Raw genomic sequence first — 18,537 nt, forward strand, 5'->3', positions numbered from 1 at the left:
AGTTCTTGATTCTAAATGGGAATTAAGCGATGACAATTTCAAGTTTGGGTTCGGCCATCAGACGTTACCGCAAGGTAGCCGGGCTCACTCAGGCTGAACTTGGCGAGAAAACCGGTTTTGACCCCAAGACCATCAGTCGCTTCGAAACCGGCACCTACACTCCCAGCGTGGAAGCCCTGTCGAGCTTTTCCGAAGTGCTGGGGATCAAACTCAAAGCCTTCTTCGCCGAAGAGAACGACGAAGACGAGCAGCGTGCCTACCTCTTCGGCGTCATTCACAAAACGCCCTCCCAGGACCTGGGAAAGCTGATCGCAGCGGTAGACCTGGCCTTGTCCAAGCCTTAGTGGCGGCAACCCCGAAAAGCGGCAGGTCGACCCTGCCGCTTTTTTTTGCCTGGCTATTGCACCGCAACTGGTCAGACCGGTAAAGCCAATTCTTGCCCGCTCAGCCGAAAACCCCTTGCAAACCCAAAAAAATCGCGCCTACACTGCCCACGCACTGGACATACCGGTAAGACCACAATAATTAAGTCCTCCGCTCTTTCGCCCGCCGTGGCATCGAAGCAGGGACACCGACCAGAGATCCCTCCCATGCTCAAATGGTGCTCGCGTTCGATCTTCCTCCAAGTGGTGTTGGGCCTTGTGCTAGGCATAGCCTGCGGCCTGAGCTTTCCTGAAGTTTCCCTGCAACTCAAACCCCTCGGTGACGGCTTCATCAAGCTGATCAAGATGTTGATCGGGCTGATCGTGTTCTGCGTGGTGGTCAGCGGCATCTCCGGTGCTGGCGACCTGAAAAAGGTCGGGCGCATCGGCCTGAAATCGGTGATCTACTTCGAAATCCTGACCACCATCGCCCTGGTGATCGGCCTGGTGTTCGCCTTTACCTCGGGCATTGGCAGCGGCGCCAACATTCATCTGGACCAACTGGCCAGCAGCGAAGCCAGCAACCTGGCCGAACGCGGCCAGCACATCCATGGTACTGCAGCGTTCCTCATGGACCTGATCCCGACCTCGGTGGTCGGCGCCTTTGCCGACAACAACATCCTCCAGGTCCTGCTGTTTTCAGTGCTGTTCGGCAGCGCCCTGAACCTGGTCGGTGAAGCGGCCTCGGGCATTTCGCGGCTGATCAACGAACTGAGCCACATCATCTTCCGCATCATGGGCATGATCGTGCGCCTGGCGCCGATCGGCGTGTTCGGTGCCATCGCCTTCACCACCAGCAAATATGGCCTGGAATCGCTGCAGCACCTGGGCGGCCTGGTGGCCTTGTTCTACCTGACCTGCGCCGGTTTCGTGCTGTTGATCCTGGGCACCGTGATGCGCCTGTCGGGGCTGAAGATCCTGCCGTTCATCAAGTACCTGCGCGAAGAGCTGACCATCGTCCTCGGCACCGCTTCTTCCGACGCCGTGCTGCCACAGATCATGCGTAAGCTCGAGCACCTGGGCATCGGCAGCTCGACGGTGGGCCTGGTGATTCCTACCGGTTACTCGTTCAACCTCGACGGCTTCTCGATCTACCTGACCCTGGCCATCGTCTTCATTGCCAACGCCACCGGCACGCCGCTGGCGATGACCGACCTGCTGACCATCCTGCTGGTGTCGCTGATTACCTCCAAGGGCGCCCACGGCATTCCGGGTTCGGCGCTGGTGATCCTTGCCGCGACCCTCACCGCGATTCCGGCGATCCCGGTGGTCGGCCTGGTGCTGGTGCTGGCGGTGGACTGGTTCATGGGCATCGGCCGGGCGCTGACCAACCTGATCGGCAACTGCGTGGCCACCGTGGCCATCGGCCGCTGGGAAGGCGATATCGACATGGAACGGGCCAACAATGTGCTGTCGGGCAAACAGGGCTTCGGCTTTGCCCAGCGCAAACCCCCAACGCCCATCAACAAGAGTTCTGAGCAACAGGGCCGGCAGCAAAACTGCCGGCCACAGGAGCAAACCATGCAAGTGTTCTCATGGAGTGACCAATGATTACTTCATCAACCGTCGTCAACTCAGTGGTGGAAAAACTCCGCCAGGCCCTGGCCCGCGGCCAGTGGCGCTCCGGCGACATGCTGCCGGGCCAGCGCGAACTGGCCGAGCAACTGGGCATCAGCCGGCCAAGCCTGCGCGAAGCGGTGACCGTGCTGGAAACCCTCGGCCTGGTGCGCTCGATGCCGGGCAAGGGCGTGCTGGTACTGGACGCCGATGCGGCGCAAAGCACCTCGCCCCAGAGCGGTGTCGCCGAGGCCAGCCTCGAGGATGTGCTGCAACTGCGCTACACCCTCGAGCCGTTTATCGTCGGCCTGGTGGCGCAGTCGATCAGCAGCAAGGAAATCGGTCAGTTGCGCCTGACCCTGATGGACATGCGCGAAGCCCTCGAGGCCGAAGACAGCGAAGCCGGGGTCAACGCCTACATCGCCTTTCACGAAGAGCTGTTCACCCTGACCGCCAACCCGATCTTCCAGAGCGTGGTGCAGCAGACCAGCAACGCCCTCAAGCAAAGCGCCGCAGTGCTGCGCAACTCGCCCGAGCACCTGGCGGCGCGGCTTGAGGAAAACGAAGCGGTGGTGCGCGCCATCCGCAACAAGAACAGCGCCCAGGCCAGCGCGCAGATGCGCCACCATATCCTTCAGGAAGGCCGGCGCATGGGCATCGAACTGAACATCCCGGACGATCATCCGGGCAACTGACCCCAGGAGTGCGACCATGAACGCCAGCGCCCACGCCCATGACACCGCCCTGCCCTCGTTGCTTGCCCAGGGTGAGCGCAGGTTGTCGGCCGAGCAGATCTACCCACGGCTGTTCGATGCCATCCTCGAGCAGCGCCTGGCTCCTGGCAGCGCCCTGACCGAGCAAGCCCTGGGCGATGCTTTCGGGGTTAGCCGCACGGTGATCCGGCGGGTGCTCGGGCGTTTGTCGGACCAACAGGTGATCGTCCAGCGCCCGAGCCACACCGCACGCCTGGCCGCGCCTGACCCGCAGCATGCACGGCAGATCCTCAGCGCCCGGCGCCTGGCCGAAACCACCCTGATCAGCCTCGCGGCCAAGCGCGCACGGCCGGCCAAGATCCGCCAGTTGCGCGAACTGGTGGCCCGCGAGCGCCAGCACCATGAACAGGGCCAGCGCTGCACGGCGATCCGCCTGGGCGGCGAGTTTCACCTCAAACTTGCGGACATGGCCGACAACCTGCCGCTGGCGCGTTTTCTCAACGGCCTGGTACCGCAGACTTCGCTGATCATTGCCCAGTACGAAGCACGACCATGCAGCCATTGCGCCTGGCAGGAGCATGCGGCGATCATCGATGCGCTGGAGAACGGCGATGGCGAGGCGGCGTTGGCGTTGATGCATGAGCATCTGGACCATATCGAGGCCAAGCTCGACCTGGAGGGTTGAGCATTTTCGCCTGGGAGCGGGACTTGCCCCGCGATACGATGTGGCCGACAGGACGCTATCGCGGGTCAAGCCCGCTCCTAACAGATGGACCGATGACCGCCTTGGAGGGCACCCTGATGACACCTGCGCCGCACATGACACCGCAGCAGCGCCAGCAAGTGCGCGCAGCAATGTCCGATGCCTTCGTCGACACCCACGTCGAATACCTGTGGATCGCCCGCCACCTGGTGGGTTTTGACCGCGAGCTGCTCAAGGAAATCTTCTACAGCGAAGTCGCCCCCGCCTGCTACGGCAACATCATGACGCCGGTACCGCCGGTCTGGACCGGTTTCGACGAAACCTGGCTGCAGGAGGAGATCGAAGAAACCCTCCAGGCACGCCGCGACAGCTGGTGGCGGCGCCATATCGACCGCCTGTTGAACGCCACCTGGGTGTGGTTTTTCTGCAAGGAGATCTGGGCCGACATCCTCCTGGCCCTGGACGAGGCCGAGGCCGAACAGCAGCGCGAGTGACGGCACCTATACTCAGGTAACCACACCATTCGAGCTTGCCTGACCACAGGGGGGCTGCGCTTTGATTCCGCGTTCCCCGCTCATCGCCCTGCTGCTCGCCGTGCTCCTGGCGCTGGGCGGCTGCGGCTCACGGCAAAAGGTCAGCGAGCCGCCGCCCATCCCGGTCAATGCGGCGACCTGGCAACAGATCGACCGCGACATCATCGACGCTTCGCTGGCGGCCACCAGTTCGGTCAACGACTATGCCCGGCGCTCCATGCGGGTCTGGAAAGACCGCGTGCAGCAGTACACCGAAAGCGAGTTCATCCCCTGGTTCACCGGCTACTGGACCCAGCAATGGCTGACCATGAAAGTGGCCTGGTACAAAATGAACAGTGGCGACGGCAGCGAAACCCCGGAAAAGCGCCTGGCCCAGTACCTGCAGGAGCAGTACCACGAACGGGTGCTGGACCCGGTGGCCAAGGAGATCGACCCCGAGGCCATTCGCGACCGGGCCATGGAGCTGTATATCCAGCTGCTTGGCCAGCAACTGCAGCAGATTGCCCAGCGCTACCGGGCGCCGCCGGAGCAGTTCAACCTGCACCTGACGCGAATCGAGGCCATCGGCCTCGGCCCCCCGGCCAACAACAATGCCTCGCTCCATCAATTGCTGTTCAGCAAGCCGCTGGAACAGCAACCCGCCTACGCCGCACTGGTCAAACGCCTGCACAGCGCCGTGCGCGCCGGCACCCAGCGCGCCGACATCGGCCTGTCATCGGTCGCCCAGCAAGCCAGTGAAAAGCTCGGCGCCACCCTGGCGCCACGGGGCATCGCCAGCGCCGTGGCGGCAGCCGTCGGGCGTGCGGCGGGCACGGTGATTTCCCTGGCGGCCACCGGCATCGGGGTGATGACCCACAACCGCGAACAACCGGCGATGATCGAGCAACTGCGGGTGATCCTCAACGTCGCGCTGAACGAGGAATGGCGGGAATTGATGGAGAACCGCAAGACCGGCGCCATGGCCGGGGTCTACTACCTGTCGGGGGAGATAGAAGACAGCCTGCTGGCCGCCGAAGGCCCCGAGCGCGAGCCGCAGCCCGCAGCCCAGGTGATCACCCTGCCGGCCCAATAAACGCGCGGCTTATGCGGCGACGCGGTTGTCGGGCTGAGCCTGGGCCGAGGTCGGCAGGCCGAAGATGCGATCAAACAGCCAGTTGTAGATGAAGGTGTAGCACGGGATCAGGATGATGAACGCCAGGTCGACGACAAAGGCCTCCAGCAGGCTCATGTCCAGCCACCAGGCAATCAGCGGGATCAAGTACACCACCAGGGTCAGCTGAAAACCGATGGCATGCGCCAGCCGCCGGCCAACACTGCGCCCACGCTTGGCCTGGCGGCTTTCCCAGTACTCGAACAGGGTGTTGTAGATGAAGTTCCAGGCCATGGCGATGGTGGTGATCATCACCGCCAGCGGCCCGGTATTGCTCGGCGCGCTGTCGGCCAGGTAGGCCAGGCCCAGGGTCGACATGCACAGACCGATCAGTTCATAGGCGGTCACGTAGACCAGTTTGCGTTTGACACCTTGCACGTTGCTAACCTCGGTTTTGCCGTAAAACGCCGCCCTCTTGGGCAACTGAGGCGGGCAAGCATGCGTCAATCTTCTTGACAGCCAAAGTCAGCAGCTATCAGATTATCTGACAGGAGATTGCCATGAACTTTTCCAGCGACAACATCGAACTGTTTCTCGCCGTGCTCGACCGCGGCTCGTTTTCCGCTGCCGCCCGGGCTCTAGGACGGGTGCCTTCGGCAGTGAGCATGGCGATTGGCAACCTGGAAGCGGAACTGGGCTTCACCCTGTTCGAACGCACCCACCGGGAAACCCGCCCCACCGCCATGGCCCAGGCCCTGGAGCCGCACGCACGGATGATCGCCAACCAGCTGGGGCAATTGCAGGTGCATGCCCTGGAGCTGTCCCAGGGGCTGGAAAGCACCTTGAGCATCAGCGTGGTGCCGGACATCGACCACACCCGCCTGCTGGCGGCGATCAGAACCCTCAGCGAGCGCCACCCGTTGCTGAATGTCGAGGTGCTGAGCGCACCGCAGGAAGATGCCCTGCAACTGCTGCACGACGGCCGCGTCAGCCTGTGCCTGGCCTTCGCCGGGCTGTCGGTGGACGCCCGCCAGCGTTTTCAGAACATCGGCATGGAGTCGCTAGTGGCCTGTATCGGCCCGCAGCACCCGGCCCTGCAACAGCGCCCCCGGCAAATCGTTTACCTCGAAGACCTGGCCAACGTCCGGCAGATCCTGGTGGCCAGCCGCGACCTGCCCCTGAGCGACACCCGCGCGCTGATCGGCAAGGCGTACTGGCGCACCGACAGCCTGGCCATGGCCATCGAAATGGTCGAAGCCGGCCTTGGCTGGGGCGACTTTCCGTTGTCGCGGGTAGCACCGTTGCTCGGCGCCGGGCGCCTGGTGCGCCTGGACTTCAGCAACACCCGCAACGAGTTGCAGTTGCCGGTGCATGCCTTCTGGCGCCAGCACCAGCCACTGCAAAAAGCTGCCCAGGCGCTGGTGCGTTTATTGGGCGTGCAATAAAGCGCCCGGCTGAAACACGCATTCCAGAGCAGGCAGTAGGAAAATCCTGTCAGCCCCTGCGGCAAAAACTCCTATCAATTTTTCAGTTTTGCGGCCGATACCCGTCTGGATAGGTACGAGCACACGCCAAAAGCGCCGCTCGGCACTCCTCTTTACTGGCACAAGGTCTCGGAACATGAACCTGAAATTTCGCCACAAGATCCTGCTGTGCGCCTGCGGCGTCGTGGTTCTGGCATTTGCACTGTTCACCCTTTACAACGATTACCTGCAACGCAACACCATCAAACAGAACATCGACTCGTCGGTCAAACAGGCCGGGGCACTGGCTGCCAGCAGTGTGCAGAACTGGATGAGCGGGCGCATTCTGGTCCTGGAAAACCTCGCCCAGGACGTCGCCCAGCAAGGCGCCAACGCCGACCTGCCGGGCCTGGTCGACCAGCCTTCGTACACCAACAACTTCCAGTTCACCTACGTGGGCCAGGCCAACGGCGTGTTCACCCAGCGCCCGGACGCGAAGATGCCTGACGGCTACGACCCGCGCCAGCGCCCGTGGTACACCGCGGCCGTCGCTGCCAACCAGACCATGCTGACCCCGCCATACATGGCTGCGGTCGGCGGCCTGGTGGTCACCATCGGCATGCCGGTGAAAAGCAAAACCAGCGGCGAACTGCTCGGCGTGGTCGGTGGCGACCTGAGCCTGGCGACCCTGGTGGACATCATCAACGCCGTGGACTTCGGCGGTATCGGCCATGCATTTCTGGTCGACCGTAACGGCCAGGTGATCGTCAGCCCGGACAAAGACCAGGTGATGAAGAACCTCAAGGACATTTACCCGGGCAGCAACCTGCACATCGCCCCGGGCACCCACGAGGTCACCCTGAACAAACAGGAGCGGATCATCTCCTTCGCCCCGGTCAGCGGCCTGCCGACGGCTGACTGGTACATCGGCCTGTCGATCGATCGCGACAAAGCCTACGCCGGCCTGAGCCAGTTCCGTACCTCGGCCATTATCGCCATGCTCATTGCCGTGGCCGCCATCGCCGGCCTGCTGAGCCTGCTGATCCCGGTGCTGATGCGTCCGCTGACCACCATGGGCCGCGCCATGCAGGACATCGCCCAGGGCGAAGGCGACCTGACCCGCCGCCTGGTCGTCGAGAACAAGGACGAGTTCGGTGAACTGGCCGGTGCCTTCAACCAGTTCGTCGAGCGTATCCATGCCTCGATTGCCGAAGTGTCCTCGGCCACTCGCCAGGTCCACGACCTGTCCGAGCGCGTGATGAGCGCCTCCAACGCCTCGATCATCGGCTCCGAAGAGCAAAGCATGCGCACCAACAGCGTGGCCGCGGCGATCAACGAGCTGGGCGCTGCCACCCAGGAAATCGCCCGCAACGCCGCCGATGCCTCGCAACACGCCAGCGGCGCCAGCGAGCAGGCCAACGACGGTCGTCAGGTGGTGCAGGAAACCATTTCGGCGATGACCTCGCTGTCGCAGAAGATCAGCGAATCGTGCGAGCAGATCGAAACCCTCAACGCCAGCACCGACGACATCGGCCAGATCCTCGACGTGATCAAGGGCATCTCCCAGCAGACCAACCTGCTGGCGCTCAACGCCGCCATCGAAGCGGCCCGTGCCGGTGAAGCCGGGCGTGGTTTTGCCGTGGTGGCCGACGAGGTCCGCAACCTGGCCCACCGCACCCAGGAGTCGGCCGAAGAGATCCACAAGATGATCACCACCCTGCAGGTCGGTTCGCGCGAGGCGGTGCACAACATGAACGCCAGCCAGGTCTCCAGCGAAGAAAGCGTGATGGTTGCCAACCAGGCCGGCGAGCGCCTGAGCAGCGTGACCCAGCGCATCGGCGAGATCGACGGCATGAACCAGTCGGTGGCCGCCGCGACCGAAGAGCAGACCGCCGTGGTGGAAAGCCTGAACCTGGACATCACCCAGATCAACGTGCTCAACCAGCAAGGCGTGGCCAACCTCAATGACACCCTGCGTCATTGCGATGCCCTGGCCCAACAGGCCGGGCGCCTCAAGCAACTGGTCGACAGCTTCAAGATCTGACCGCTGTGAAAAACAAAAGGGGCCGCTTGCGGCCCCTTTTTTCATCCTCTCGCGCTACACCGCAAGCACCTGCTTGGCCCGCCCCAGGCGCAGCCAGCCGATCAAAACCGCCAGCATCAGCACAAAACCCAGGTAACCGAAGAACGGATAGACCTGGCCGACCAGGCTGATAAAGCCGATCAGGCTGCAGACAAACGCCGCCACCCCCGCCGCCACCGAACCCAGGCGAAAACTGCGGGTGCCGGCCGGCAACAGCCGCGCCAGAAACGAATACAGCGTGCCCACGGCGGTGTTGACGATCATGCCGAAGATGATCACGCACATGATCACGCCCAGTGCCGGGGAGATTTCGCTGGCAATCGACAGCATCGGCATCGGCAGCTCGGCCACGCTGTCCAGGCGCGACAACAGCCCGGCGCTCATCACCAGCATCAGCCCGCCCAACGCCGCGCCGCCAAGAATCCCGCCCCAGATCGCGGTTTTCTCCAGGCGCGCAGAACCTCCGAGAATCGCCAGGATCGGCGCTCCGGCAACGATGTTGTACGACACATACAGGAACGCACCGAGCAGCCAATGGCGGGTGCCCGCCTCTTGCTGGCTGGCCACCTGGTCAAGCTGGGCAAAGCTCAGCTCGCGGGTAAATACCGCGTACAAGGCAATCGCCGTGGCGACCAGGATCAGGAACGGCGTCACCGCACCGATCAGCAGTATCACCTTCTGCACATCCAGGCACACCACCGCCACCACCAGCACCGTCACCAGCACACTGCCGGCCAGCGCCGGAATGCCAAACTGCTGCTCGAGCAAGGCCCCACCGCCGGCAAGCATCACCACAGTGACGGCGAACATGAAAAAGGTGATCAGCAAATCGACGAACAAGCCCAGGTAACGCCCGCAGATGGCGTACACCACGTCCTTGTGCGAGGCCGCCTGCAAGCGATTGCCGAGCCTTGCCAGGGCCATGCCGAGAAAGGTGAACAACGCCGCACTGACCAGCGCCCCAAGCAGGCCCCAGAGGCCGAAGTCGACAAAGAACAGCAACAGCTCCCGCCCCGAGGCGAACCCTGCGCCGACGATCACGCCGATAAAGGCGCCTGCAATTTTCAGCTGCTCTTTCATTTTCAGCCCTCTGGTATCGATGGCCCTGCGGGGCCTTTGTTGTTGTTTTTACCCAGTGTTGCCGTGCTGACTCAGTCGTTGCCGAGCCAGGCCTGCACTTCGATCTCGACATCCACGCCCAGGGCCAGGCCGGCGCTGACAGTGGAACGCACCGGGTAGCCGTTGGCGAAGAAGCTTTTGTAGACCTCGTTGAAGCCGGCGAAATGAGCCATGTCGGACAGCCACACGGTGGCCTTCACCACCTGGTCGAAACCGACGCCGCACTCGGCCAGGGTTTCACCGATACGCTCAAGCGCCGCCCGGGTCTGGACCTGAATGTCGCCGCGCACCACTTCACCGTCGGCGTGCAGGGGGATCTGCCCGGAAAGAAACAGAAAACCGCCGACCTTGACCGCTTTGGAAAACGGATATGGCAGGTGACTGGGGATACGCTCGATAGTCGAACTCATGGGAAATCTCCTTCGGGAATTAACGAAAACGCGCCGGGGACAAGCGTTGCGGCTCGACCCCTTCGGCGCTCAGGGTTGCCGGTAACGGTTGCTCAAGCAACAGCGCACAGGCCAGTTGCGAAGCGCCAGCGGCGGACTGGATACCATAACCGCCTTGCGCCGCCAGCCAGAAAAACGCCGGGTTGTGCGGATCGCGGCCAATCACCAGGTCGCCATCGGCAACGAACGATCGCAGCCCGGCCCAGCTATGACTGGGGCGGCGAATCGCCAGGGTGGTGATGGCCTCGATGTTGTAGATACCGATGGCGACGTCGAGCTCTTCGGGCATCACGTCCTGGGGCTCGACCGGGTCGGCGTTGGCCGGTGAGCCGAGCAACTGCCCGGCATCGGGTTTGAAATAAAAGCTCTCATCGACGCCGATCACTGCCGGCCAGCGGCTGAAGGCCTGGTCTGGCGGGCCGTCGAAGGTAAAGGCAGAGCGCCGGCACGGCTGCAGGCCGACCGGCTGTACGCCGCAGACCGCCGCGATGTGATCGGCCCAGGCGCCAGCGGCGTTGACCAACTGGCGCGCCTGAATGCAGCTGCCGTCGGCCATCACGAGCTGCCAGTAACCTTCGTGGTAACTGCCCTCGACCACCTCGGCATTGCAGTGCAAGTGCCCGCCGGCCTGGCGGTAACCGCGCAAGAAGCCCTGGTGCAGCGCGTGTACATCCAGGTCCATGGCGCCGGGTTCGAGTACCGCGCCGGCCACCACCTCGGCGCGCAGGCTCGGCACCAGCGCCAGCGCCCCGTCGCGGTCGAGCAAGGTCACTTCGGTACCGTTGGCCTGGCTCTGTGCATAGGTGCTGGCGAGCAGCGCCTGTTGCTCCAGGGTCGCCACATACAGACAACCCCGCGGTTCGAGCAGTGCATGCTCGCAGAAGCCCGGCGGCGGCGACTCATAAAAGGCCCGGCTGGCGCGGGTCAGCGCCTGGATCTGCGGGGTGCCATAGGCCTCCATGAACATCGCCGCCGAGCGCCCGGTGGAGTGGTAGCCGGCCTGGGCTTCGCGTTCAAGCATCAGCACTTGGCGCCCTGGCGCCAGCCGATAGCCCAATGAAGCACCGGCAATACCGGCGCCGATGATCACGATGTCGAAGGTCTGTGTCATAGCCATGCAATCACCTGCGAGATGAAATTATCATTTGTGAGAATTCTAATATCTGAGAATTTCGGATTATGCAAGCGCTCACGGTAAGATGCGCATCCGTTTTACCTGACCGAGATGCTTGATGAGTGCCGACCGCTCCCCTGCCGACACCCGCCCTGGCGCGCTGCCGCTGATTGACCGCGCCGAAGTCGGCGCGCGCCTGCGCAGCGTGCGCAAGGCCCAGCAACTGACGCTCAAGCAACTCTCGGCGCTGTCCGGGGTACCGGTCTCGACCCTGTCGAAAATGGAACTGGCGCAGGTCTCGGTGAGCTACGAAAAACTCGCGGCGGCGGCGCGGGCGTTGCAGGTGGATATCGCCCAGCTGTTTCGCGCTTCAGGCGTAAGTGATGTGCCAGTGCCGACCACCGTAGTGGTCAACTCCCTGCCCAGCGCCCCCGGCTACAGCACCGGCACCTACGACTACCACCCGATTGCCGGCGAATTCCCGCAGCGCCTGATGACCCCGATGTACGCCCGGATCATCGCCCGCGAACGGCAACAGTTCGACGAATTCATCCGCCACCCCGGGCAGGAATTTGCCCTGGTGCTCAGCGGGCGTGTGCGCATCGTATTCGAGACCGGTGAGGCGGTGAGTATCGGCCCCCAGGAGACGGCCTACTTCAACAGCAATGTCGGGCATATCTATCTGTCGGAGACCGAAGATGGTGGGGATGCGCATGTGATGGTGGTGATGACGGATCGGTAACAGCGTTGTCTGTAACACCGCATCGCGGGTCAAGTCGAGACGTCGCACCGCCGCTCCCACAGCGCTACGCGCTCAACAAGAGCGAAGCGAATTGTGCTCTTGATCTTGATCTACCGGCCCCGTTAACCAGAAGGGCCGAGTGCAGGTGTTGCGAAGGGGCGAGTGCGCAGCACCTTCGGCGTTAGCCGAAGTTGCGAAACGTAGAGTTGCTTGCAACTCGTAGTTCGCAATGCCCCGTAGCGACGCCGGAGCGAGGGAACCCGAAGCGCAGCGCAGGGCCCACTGGTGGGGCGAGAATTTTTGCTTACTTTTTTTTCGACTGAAAAAAGTAAGCCGCCGTAAGGGCGGAAAGGTGACTAAGCCACACCCTGGCAAATGGATGGTGCAAACCCTCCCGAAGCTCGACCCAGTTATAACCTAATAACGAACAAGTCTATTTGGCTATAAAAAAACCTTTATGCTGGCTGCCATCCGATCACGGGCACGTTGGGCGTTTAGGTTACTTATGGATGTAGGTTCTTTCGGTTTCACCATTGCAGGCCTGGTAGTTGGATTCATCGTCGGCATGACCGGCGTCGGCGGCGGCTCGCTGATGACCCCGATCCTGCTGTGGTTCGGCATCAACCCCGCCACCGCCGTAGGTACCGACCTGCTCTACGCCGCCATCACCAAAGCCAGTGGCGTCTGGGTCCACGGCAAAAACAACAATATCGACTGGAAAATCACCGGCTGGCTGACCCTTGGCAGCGTCCCGGCCGCCGCCCTGACCCTGTGGTTCCTCGCCAGCCTCGATGCCGACACCCAGGCCGCCAACGCCATTATCAAGCAAGGCCTGGCCGTGGTCCTGGTGCTCACCGCCCTGGCCATCCTGTTCAAAAGCAAACTCCAGGCCTTCGCCAGCAAACACGCCGGCGACCGCTACCACCTGAGCGGCACCAGCCTCAACCTGCTGACCGTAGTCACCGGCGTGGTGCTCGGCGTCATGGTCTCGCTGACCTCGATCGGTGCCGGCGCCCTGGGCACCGTGGCGCTGTTTCTGCTCTATCCGTACCTGGTCACCCGCCGCCTGGTCGGCACCGAAATCGCCCACGCCGTGCCCCTGACCCTGGTCGCAGGTCTCGGCCATGCGAGCATGGGCAACATGGACTGGTCGCTGCTCGGCTACCTGCTGCTCGGCTCGCTGCCGGGCATCTACATGGGCAGCCACCTGACCGGGCGAATTTCCGACAGCATCCTGCGCCCGTGCCTGGCGGGCATGCTGCTGATGATTGGCTACAAGCTGGCGTTCTGATCAAGGCTTTCAGGCAACACCAATCCCTGTGGGGCCGGCCTTGCCGGCGATGGGCTACGCAGTAGCCCCAGGGTCAATCCTGCGTACGCCACAGCACCGGCCACTTGTCTGGCCAGTTCCCAGTGCAACTGCCCATGCGTGACAGCGAGCGCGGTCGCATGCGCTCCCCGTCAAAACGCCAGCTCTGTTCCATGCCGCAATCGCCAATGCCCCGCGCCAGGATGAAACTGCTGAGCACCCCGGTGTCCGGGTCATAGCCCACCGAACCGCCAAAATCGTCCCACTGCTCCTGCGCCGCAATCTTCTCCAGTTGCAGCGCCTTCGCCTGCTCGGGATGCGCCCGCGAAGTGGTGTACAGCGCGTACTCGCAGTTGTAGGCACCGCAGCCGAAACGAAAGCTCACCAGCGCCGTGTCCTTGCTCAAGGCATAGGCCTGGGCACTGTCCGGGGTCCAGTCCGCGTCGGGATCGCGCCAGTCGTTTGCGGTGGCAGTCATGACCACCTCGCTGATGCGCCTGGCCTCTGCTTCACCCATCGGCTCGGGGCGTACGAATGGCGCCAGCTTGGGCAGTACTGGCGCAGAAGGCACGGCGCTATCCGGCGCATCCCCTGTGCGCACCAAGGCGCTGCGATGCCCTGCCCGCCCCTGCACCGAATCGATCAGCAACAACGAAGCCGTCAGGCCGTTCAGAGAGCTACCGAGCTCACCATCATTGCTCTGCGAGGTCAGGCGCGCGCCGTTGCGCATGGCCTTGAGCAGGGCCATGGCCTGCTCGCCGCTGGCGTGCCAGAACACCACGCCGTCCTCCTGAGCCTCGCTCAAGGGTAGTGCCAGCGGCTGGCCATCGAGCTGCAACGGCGCCTCCAGCGAGCTGTTGCTGAAGATCGTCACCTGCAGTTGGCCATCGAGGCCGGCCCCGCGCATTACCTGGATGCCCAGCGGCATGTCCGCCCGGGTATCGGCCGCCAGCGCCGTGCACTGGCGGGTATTGTCACAGCCCACCACCCAGTCCTTGAGGGGCTGGTACAGCGGTACCGGTTCTGCCGCCGCAGCGTGGGCAGCACCGGGCAAGGCCAGCAAGGTGAGAAAAGCGGCGTGCAACGGTGCGCTCATGATGAATTCCGTTTCAGGTAAACGGCGCATTCTAACGCTGGGCATCCTGAAAGTACTGCTCCAGGGTAATGATGCTGAGTTCACCAGCGGCTGGCTGATTAGACAACCGGCTTGCCAAAAACATATGGAAATCCGTATATTCGAATTTCCACATGTAAAAGGCCGATTCGATGCTCAGCCCCACCGCCCTGTTCAAATGCCTCGCCGATGAAACCCGTGCCCGCGCCACGCTGCTAATCGCCCGCGAAGGTGAGCTGTGCGTCTGCGAGCTGATGTGCGCGCTCGACCACAGCCAGCCAAAGATCTCCCGCCACCTGGCGCAACTGCGCAGCTGCGGCCTGTTGCTCGACCGCCGCCAGGGCCAGTGGGTGTACTACCGGCTTAACCCGCAACTGCCGGCCTGGGTCAACCAGGTATTGCTGTTGACCCTTGAAGCCAACGGCCAGTGGCTCAGCGCCGACAGCACCCGCCTCGACGGCATGGGTGATCGCCCTGCCCGCGCAACCTGCTGCTAAGGAGTCCGCCCCATGCGAATCCTGTTCATGTGCACCGCCAACAGCTGCCGCAGCATTCTGTGCGAAGCGCTGTTCAACCACCTGGCCCCGGCCGGTTTCGAAGCGCTCAGTGCCGGCAGCTTCCCCAAGGGCCAGGTGCATCCTCGCAGCCTGTCGACCTTGCAACGCGCCGGCATCGGTATCAGCGGCCTGACCAGCAAAGGCAACGACACCTTCGTCGACAACCCACCGGACATCGTCATCACTGTCTGCGACAACGCCGCTGGCGAAGCCTGCCCGCTGTACTTCGGCCCGGCACTGAAGAGCCACTGGGGGCTGGCGGACCCGTCCGAAATCCACGGCACCGACACCCAGCTCGATGCCGCCTTCGACGCCACCCTGGCGCGTATCGCGCTGCGCTGCACAACCTTCCTCGCCCTGCCCTTCGAGCGCCTGAGCCGCGATCAGCTGCAGGCTGAAATCGACCGCATCGGCACCCTGTAAAAGGACTCTCCCATGAACGATCAACTGCCCAATCTCGACCTCGACCTGATCCCTGCCAACGCCGCCCATGACGGGCACAAGCCGCGCATCCTGCTGCTTTACGGCTCGACCCGCGAACGCTCGTTCAGCCGCCTGCTGACTGAGGAAGCTGCGCGCCTGCTGGACCACTTGGGCGCCGAAACCCGGATTTTCAACCCCAGCGGCCTGCCCCTGCCCGACGACGCGCCCGAGGACCATCCCAAGGTGGTCGAACTGCGCGACCTCATGCAATGGTCCGAAGGCCAGGTGTGGTGCTCGCCCGAGCGCCACGGCGCCATGTCGGCGGTGTTCAAGGCGCAGATCGACTGGGTGCCGCTGGCCATGGGCGCGGTGCGTCCGACCCAGGGTAAAACCCTGGCAGTGATGCAGGTGTGTGGTGGTTCGCAATCATTCAACGTGGTCAACCAGCTGCGGGTACTGGGGCGCTGGATGCGTATGTTCACCATCCCCAACCAGTCCTCGGTGCCCAAGGCCTGGCTGGAATTCGACGGTAACGACCGGATGAAACCTTCGGCCTACTACGACCGCGTGGTCGACGTCATGGAAGAGCTGGTCAAGTTCACCCTGCTGCTGCGCGGGCGCAGCGAGCATTTGGTCGATCGCTACTCCGAGCGCAAGGAGTCGGCCGAGGCCTTGTCACAGCGGGTCGGCCAGCGTTCGATCTGAGCGCCTGACGATAGCCAGCGAATAATCACACCGGCTGTCGTCATCCAGGCTTACCAGTTCCATGGCCAGTGCGAAGCGCTCGGTAATCCCCAGCTCATCCCCCAGCCCACGGAAAAACTCGCGCAGTACCGGCCACTGCAGCACGTCTTCGAAGCCCAGTTCACGGGCGATGCGGTGGTAGCGGTCGGCGCCGGTGATGCGTATAAACACCTGCTCGGCGCCGAATTCGAGGATGTGCAGGCGGTATTCCGGACTGGAGGTAAAGATCGCCGCCACCACCAACCGGCCGAGGCCACGGGCGTCGCGCTCCAGTTGCACCTGGCTGGCCATGTGCCGCGCTGCCATGCGCCGGCCGAGGCGATAGAACATGCGCTCGGACAGGCGATTGATGTGCTCGCGGCCAAACATTTCCCCGGCCTGCTCCAGCATCAGGCCATAGAAGGCTCCGGTGATGTTCGACAGCGACTGGGCCATGCCGACCACGCTGTCGGGGAAAAACGCATGGACCAGCGCCTGCCAGTCCATATCCTCGGGGTAGCGGTCGTGCTCGCGCAGGGCGGCGGCTTGCAGGAAGGTCTCGGGAAGTCCTTTTCCGGGCGAATTCATTGCCACTGATCTCCATGAAATGGCCCCATGCATCCATTGCACAGGCGACCGATGAGTGTAGGCAAGCCTTGCTGGCGCTACCTCACCAACCGACGTCCGGCATGCTCACGGCCCATGATGAACTGCAGCAACCTGTCCATCGGCAACGGCCGGCAGAACCAGAAGCCCTGGCCCAGGCTACAGCCCTGGGCCTTGAGGTAATCGAGCTGCTCGCGGGTTTCGATGCCCTCGGCCACCACCTGGAGATCCAGGCTCTCGGCCAGCATCAGGTAGCCATTGACGATAGCCTGGTCGATCGGGTTGCTCTGCACCTCGCTGATGAACACCCGGTCGATTTTGAGCTTCTCGAACGGCAAGGCGCGCAAGGTGCTGGGCGATGAATAGCCGGTACCGAAGTCGTCGATCGACACCTGCACGCCCATGCCTTGCAAGCGCAAAACGTTCTGCCGGGCCTGCTCGATATCCTTGAGCGCGGCGGTTTCGGTCACTTCGATTTCCAGGCGGTTGGCCGCCAGGCCGCTACGCTCGAGAACCGCCGCCAACTTGCTGACAAAATCGCACTGCATGAACGAGTAGCCGCTCATGTTCACCGCCACCGGCACATCCAGCAGGCCGGCTTCGATCAGCGCCCGGTTGTCGGCGCAGGCACGGGTCACCACCCAGACATTGAGCGCCGACATCAGCCCGTTCTGCTCGGCCAGGGGGATGAACACCTCGGGCGATACCGGGCCGTTGGCGCCGTCGTTCCAGCGCAGCAAAGCCTCAAGGCCGGTGATCCGTTGCGGGTCGGCCAGCTCGAACTGCGGCTGGTAATGCAGCTGCAATTGCTCGGTCTCGATCGCCTGGCGCAGACGCTCCAGGCGCTGCTGCTCGCGCTGCTGGGTGATGCGCATGGCCGGGTTGAAACAAGCGATGCGATTGCCGCCGGCCTTCTTCGCCTGGTACATGGCAAAGTCGGCATCGATGATCAGTTGATCCGGCGCCGGCGCTTGCCCTTCCCGGCAATTGGCGCAGGTACTGACGCCAAGGCTTGCGCGCACAGCCAAGGCCATGCCGTCGATCCGCAGCGGCGCCTGCAGGCACTCGAACAGCCGTGTGGCCAGGCCCATGCCACCCTGTTCGGCAAACGGCTGACGCATCACCACCACGAACTCATCGCCGCCAACCCGGGCCAGCAACCCCGCACCGGTCAGGCACTGGCGAAAGCGCTCGGCGACGCCAACTAGCACCCGATCACCGACGTAATGACCATGGTTGTCGTTGATGATTTTCAAGCCATCGAGGTCGATGAACACCAGCACCAGTTGCTGCACCTGCGCTTGCGCCAGGGCGATCTCCTGCTGCAGGCGCGTATGCAGGGCGCTGCGGTTCATGCAGTGGGTCAGGGTGTCATGGCTGGCCAGGTGGTTGATGCGCCGGTGCATCTGCAACTGTTCACTGATGTCATAGCACACCCCGATCAGCAGTTGCCGGCCACCCAGCAACAGCTCGCCGACACTTACGTGCAAATCGAACAAGGAGCCGTCCTTGCGCTTGCCGAGCAGCTCGCGTACCAGGCCGTTGAGCTTGCGCCCGCCGCCCGCACGGTAGGACGCCAGGCACTGATCATGGTGCTCGGCGTAGGCCCTGGGCATCAGCCGGGAAATATTCGCACCGGCAAGTTCGGCGAAGCTGTAGCCGAACAGCTTCTGCGCCGCGGCATTGATCGCCTGCACCCGCCCCCATTCATCGGTGATGACAATCGCATCGGCGGCGGCCTCGAAAATCGCGTAGGGAATGCTGGTCAGCTCACGCTCAGCGTTGGCCGCAAGCTTGTCGAAATCCTCTCGGGTCAT

Annotated in this window: 20 protein-coding genes and 1 pseudogene; 14 read left to right on the forward strand and 7 right to left on the reverse strand. The window is 63.2% G+C overall.

The window, feature by feature from the left end:
* Positions 1-29 precede the first annotated feature (29 nt).
* From LOY22_RS17715 to LOY22_RS17740, 6 genes are all read left to right on the forward strand, one after another.
* Entirely contained in the window at positions 30-344 is a 315-nt protein-coding gene (locus LOY22_RS17715) for a helix-turn-helix domain-containing protein (RefSeq protein WP_045194806.1), read from the forward strand.
* A 246-nt stretch (positions 345-590) separates the two neighbouring features.
* Positions 591-1,973: a C4-dicarboxylate transporter DctA gene (locus LOY22_RS17720; protein ID WP_258594232.1), complete on the forward strand. Its 1,383-nt coding sequence runs from the start codon at positions 591-593 to the stop codon at positions 1,971-1,973.
* Complete coding sequence (locus LOY22_RS17725; protein WP_045194809.1) at positions 1,970-2,674, forward strand: FadR/GntR family transcriptional regulator; 705 nt, start codon at positions 1,970-1,972, stop codon at positions 2,672-2,674. The genes LOY22_RS17720 and LOY22_RS17725 overlap by 4 nt, the downstream gene beginning before the upstream one ends.
* Positions 2,675-2,690: 16 nt before the next feature.
* The gene (locus LOY22_RS17730; protein WP_045194811.1) at positions 2,691-3,377 is read left to right on the forward strand and encodes a GntR family transcriptional regulator; all 687 of its coding nucleotides are present in this window, start codon (positions 2,691-2,693) and stop codon (positions 3,375-3,377) included.
* Positions 3,378-3,469: 92 nt separating this feature from the next.
* Positions 3,470-3,889 carry a hypothetical protein gene (locus LOY22_RS17735; RefSeq protein WP_082075396.1) on the forward strand — a complete coding sequence of 140 codons (420 nt, stop codon included), beginning with the start codon at positions 3,470-3,472 and terminating at the stop codon, positions 3,887-3,889.
* A gap of 64 nt (positions 3,890-3,953) precedes the next feature.
* Positions 3,954-5,000, forward strand: coding sequence for a hypothetical protein (locus LOY22_RS17740; RefSeq protein WP_258597824.1), 1,047 nt, complete (start codon positions 3,954-3,956; stop codon positions 4,998-5,000).
* A gap of 9 nt (positions 5,001-5,009) precedes the next feature.
* On the opposite strand, the gene LOY22_RS17745 is transcribed toward LOY22_RS17740, so the two are convergent.
* Positions 5,010-5,456: a PACE efflux transporter gene (locus LOY22_RS17745; protein ID WP_045194813.1), complete on the reverse strand. Its 447-nt coding sequence runs from the start codon at positions 5,454-5,456 to the stop codon at positions 5,010-5,012.
* 122 nt (positions 5,457-5,578) lie between these two features.
* On the opposite strand from LOY22_RS17745, the gene LOY22_RS17750 reads away from it, so the two are divergent.
* From LOY22_RS17750 to LOY22_RS27105, 3 genes and pseudogenes are all read left to right on the forward strand, one after another.
* A complete protein-coding gene (locus tag LOY22_RS17750; protein WP_213603750.1) occupies positions 5,579-6,463 on the forward strand; it encodes a LysR family transcriptional regulator in 885 nt (294 codons plus the stop codon).
* Positions 6,464-6,638: 175 nt separating this feature from the next.
* Positions 6,639-7,622 (forward strand): annotated as a pseudogene (locus tag LOY22_RS27100) (cache domain-containing protein); the annotation flags it as partial.
* Between the two features lie 162 nt (positions 7,623-7,784).
* Entirely contained in the window at positions 7,785-8,525 is a 741-nt protein-coding gene (locus tag LOY22_RS27105; RefSeq protein WP_408980598.1) for a methyl-accepting chemotaxis protein, read from the forward strand.
* 54 nt (positions 8,526-8,579) lie between these two features.
* Here LOY22_RS27105 and LOY22_RS17760 read toward each other — a convergent pair whose 3' ends face one another.
* The 3 genes from LOY22_RS17760 to LOY22_RS17770 all read right to left on the reverse strand — a co-directional run bounded on the left by LOY22_RS17760 (position 8,580) and on the right by LOY22_RS17770 (position 11,243).
* Positions 8,580-9,644: a hypothetical protein gene (locus LOY22_RS17760; protein WP_258594237.1), complete on the reverse strand. Its 1,065-nt coding sequence runs from the start codon at positions 9,642-9,644 to the stop codon at positions 8,580-8,582.
* Between the two features lie 71 nt (positions 9,645-9,715).
* Positions 9,716-10,093 carry a RidA family protein gene (locus LOY22_RS17765; protein WP_213603747.1) on the reverse strand — a complete coding sequence of 126 codons (378 nt, stop codon included), beginning with the start codon at positions 10,091-10,093 and terminating at the stop codon, positions 9,716-9,718.
* A gap of 19 nt (positions 10,094-10,112) precedes the next feature.
* Positions 10,113-11,243: an FAD-binding oxidoreductase gene (locus LOY22_RS17770; protein WP_093380933.1), complete on the reverse strand. Its 1,131-nt coding sequence runs from the start codon at positions 11,241-11,243 to the stop codon at positions 10,113-10,115.
* A gap of 121 nt (positions 11,244-11,364) precedes the next feature.
* Here LOY22_RS17770 and LOY22_RS17775 point away from each other — a divergent pair, with 121 nt between their 5' ends.
* Positions 11,365-11,988 carry a helix-turn-helix domain-containing protein gene (locus tag LOY22_RS17775; protein ID WP_045194826.1) on the forward strand — a complete coding sequence of 208 codons (624 nt, stop codon included), beginning with the start codon at positions 11,365-11,367 and terminating at the stop codon, positions 11,986-11,988.
* Positions 11,989-12,493: 505 nt separating this feature from the next.
* On the forward strand, positions 12,494-13,279 hold the full coding sequence (locus LOY22_RS17780; protein WP_045194827.1) for a sulfite exporter TauE/SafE family protein: 786 nt from the start codon (positions 12,494-12,496) through the stop codon (positions 13,277-13,279).
* A 73-nt stretch (positions 13,280-13,352) separates the two neighbouring features.
* On the opposite strand, the gene LOY22_RS17785 is transcribed toward LOY22_RS17780, so the two are convergent.
* Positions 13,353-14,393 carry a DUF1176 domain-containing protein gene (locus LOY22_RS17785; RefSeq protein ID WP_258594240.1) on the reverse strand — a complete coding sequence of 347 codons (1,041 nt, stop codon included), beginning with the start codon at positions 14,391-14,393 and terminating at the stop codon, positions 13,353-13,355.
* Between the two features lie 170 nt (positions 14,394-14,563).
* Here LOY22_RS17785 and LOY22_RS17790 point away from each other — a divergent pair, with 170 nt between their 5' ends.
* Genes LOY22_RS17790 through arsH form a run of 3 tightly spaced genes read left to right on the forward strand, consistent with a single transcriptional unit; the run spans position 14,564 to position 16,096 of the window.
* Positions 14,564-14,908, forward strand: coding sequence for a metalloregulator ArsR/SmtB family transcription factor (locus LOY22_RS17790; RefSeq protein ID WP_195884665.1), 345 nt, complete (start codon positions 14,564-14,566; stop codon positions 14,906-14,908).
* Between the two features lie 12 nt (positions 14,909-14,920).
* The gene (locus tag LOY22_RS17795) at positions 14,921-15,391 is read left to right on the forward strand and encodes an arsenate reductase ArsC (protein ID WP_093380924.1); all 471 of its coding nucleotides are present in this window, start codon (positions 14,921-14,923) and stop codon (positions 15,389-15,391) included.
* A 12-nt stretch (positions 15,392-15,403) separates the two neighbouring features.
* A complete protein-coding gene (gene arsH / locus LOY22_RS17800; RefSeq protein ID WP_258594242.1) occupies positions 15,404-16,096 on the forward strand; it encodes an arsenical resistance protein ArsH in 693 nt (230 codons plus the stop codon).
* Here the strand turns inward: arsH and LOY22_RS17805 are convergent.
* Together LOY22_RS17805 and LOY22_RS17810 are read right to left on the reverse strand one after the other, a co-directional pair.
* Complete coding sequence (locus LOY22_RS17805) at positions 16,067-16,702, reverse strand: hypothetical protein (RefSeq protein WP_093380918.1); 636 nt, start codon at positions 16,700-16,702, stop codon at positions 16,067-16,069. The genes arsH and LOY22_RS17805 overlap by 30 nt on opposite strands.
* Positions 16,703-16,779: 77 nt before the next feature.
* Positions 16,780-18,537, reverse strand: coding sequence for a bifunctional diguanylate cyclase/phosphodiesterase (locus tag LOY22_RS17810; protein WP_258594244.1), 1,758 nt, complete (start codon positions 18,535-18,537; stop codon positions 16,780-16,782).

It is taken from the genome of Pseudomonas sp. B21-035, assembly GCF_024748945.1.
Classification (GTDB): Bacteria; Pseudomonadota; Gammaproteobacteria; order Pseudomonadales; family Pseudomonadaceae; genus Aquipseudomonas.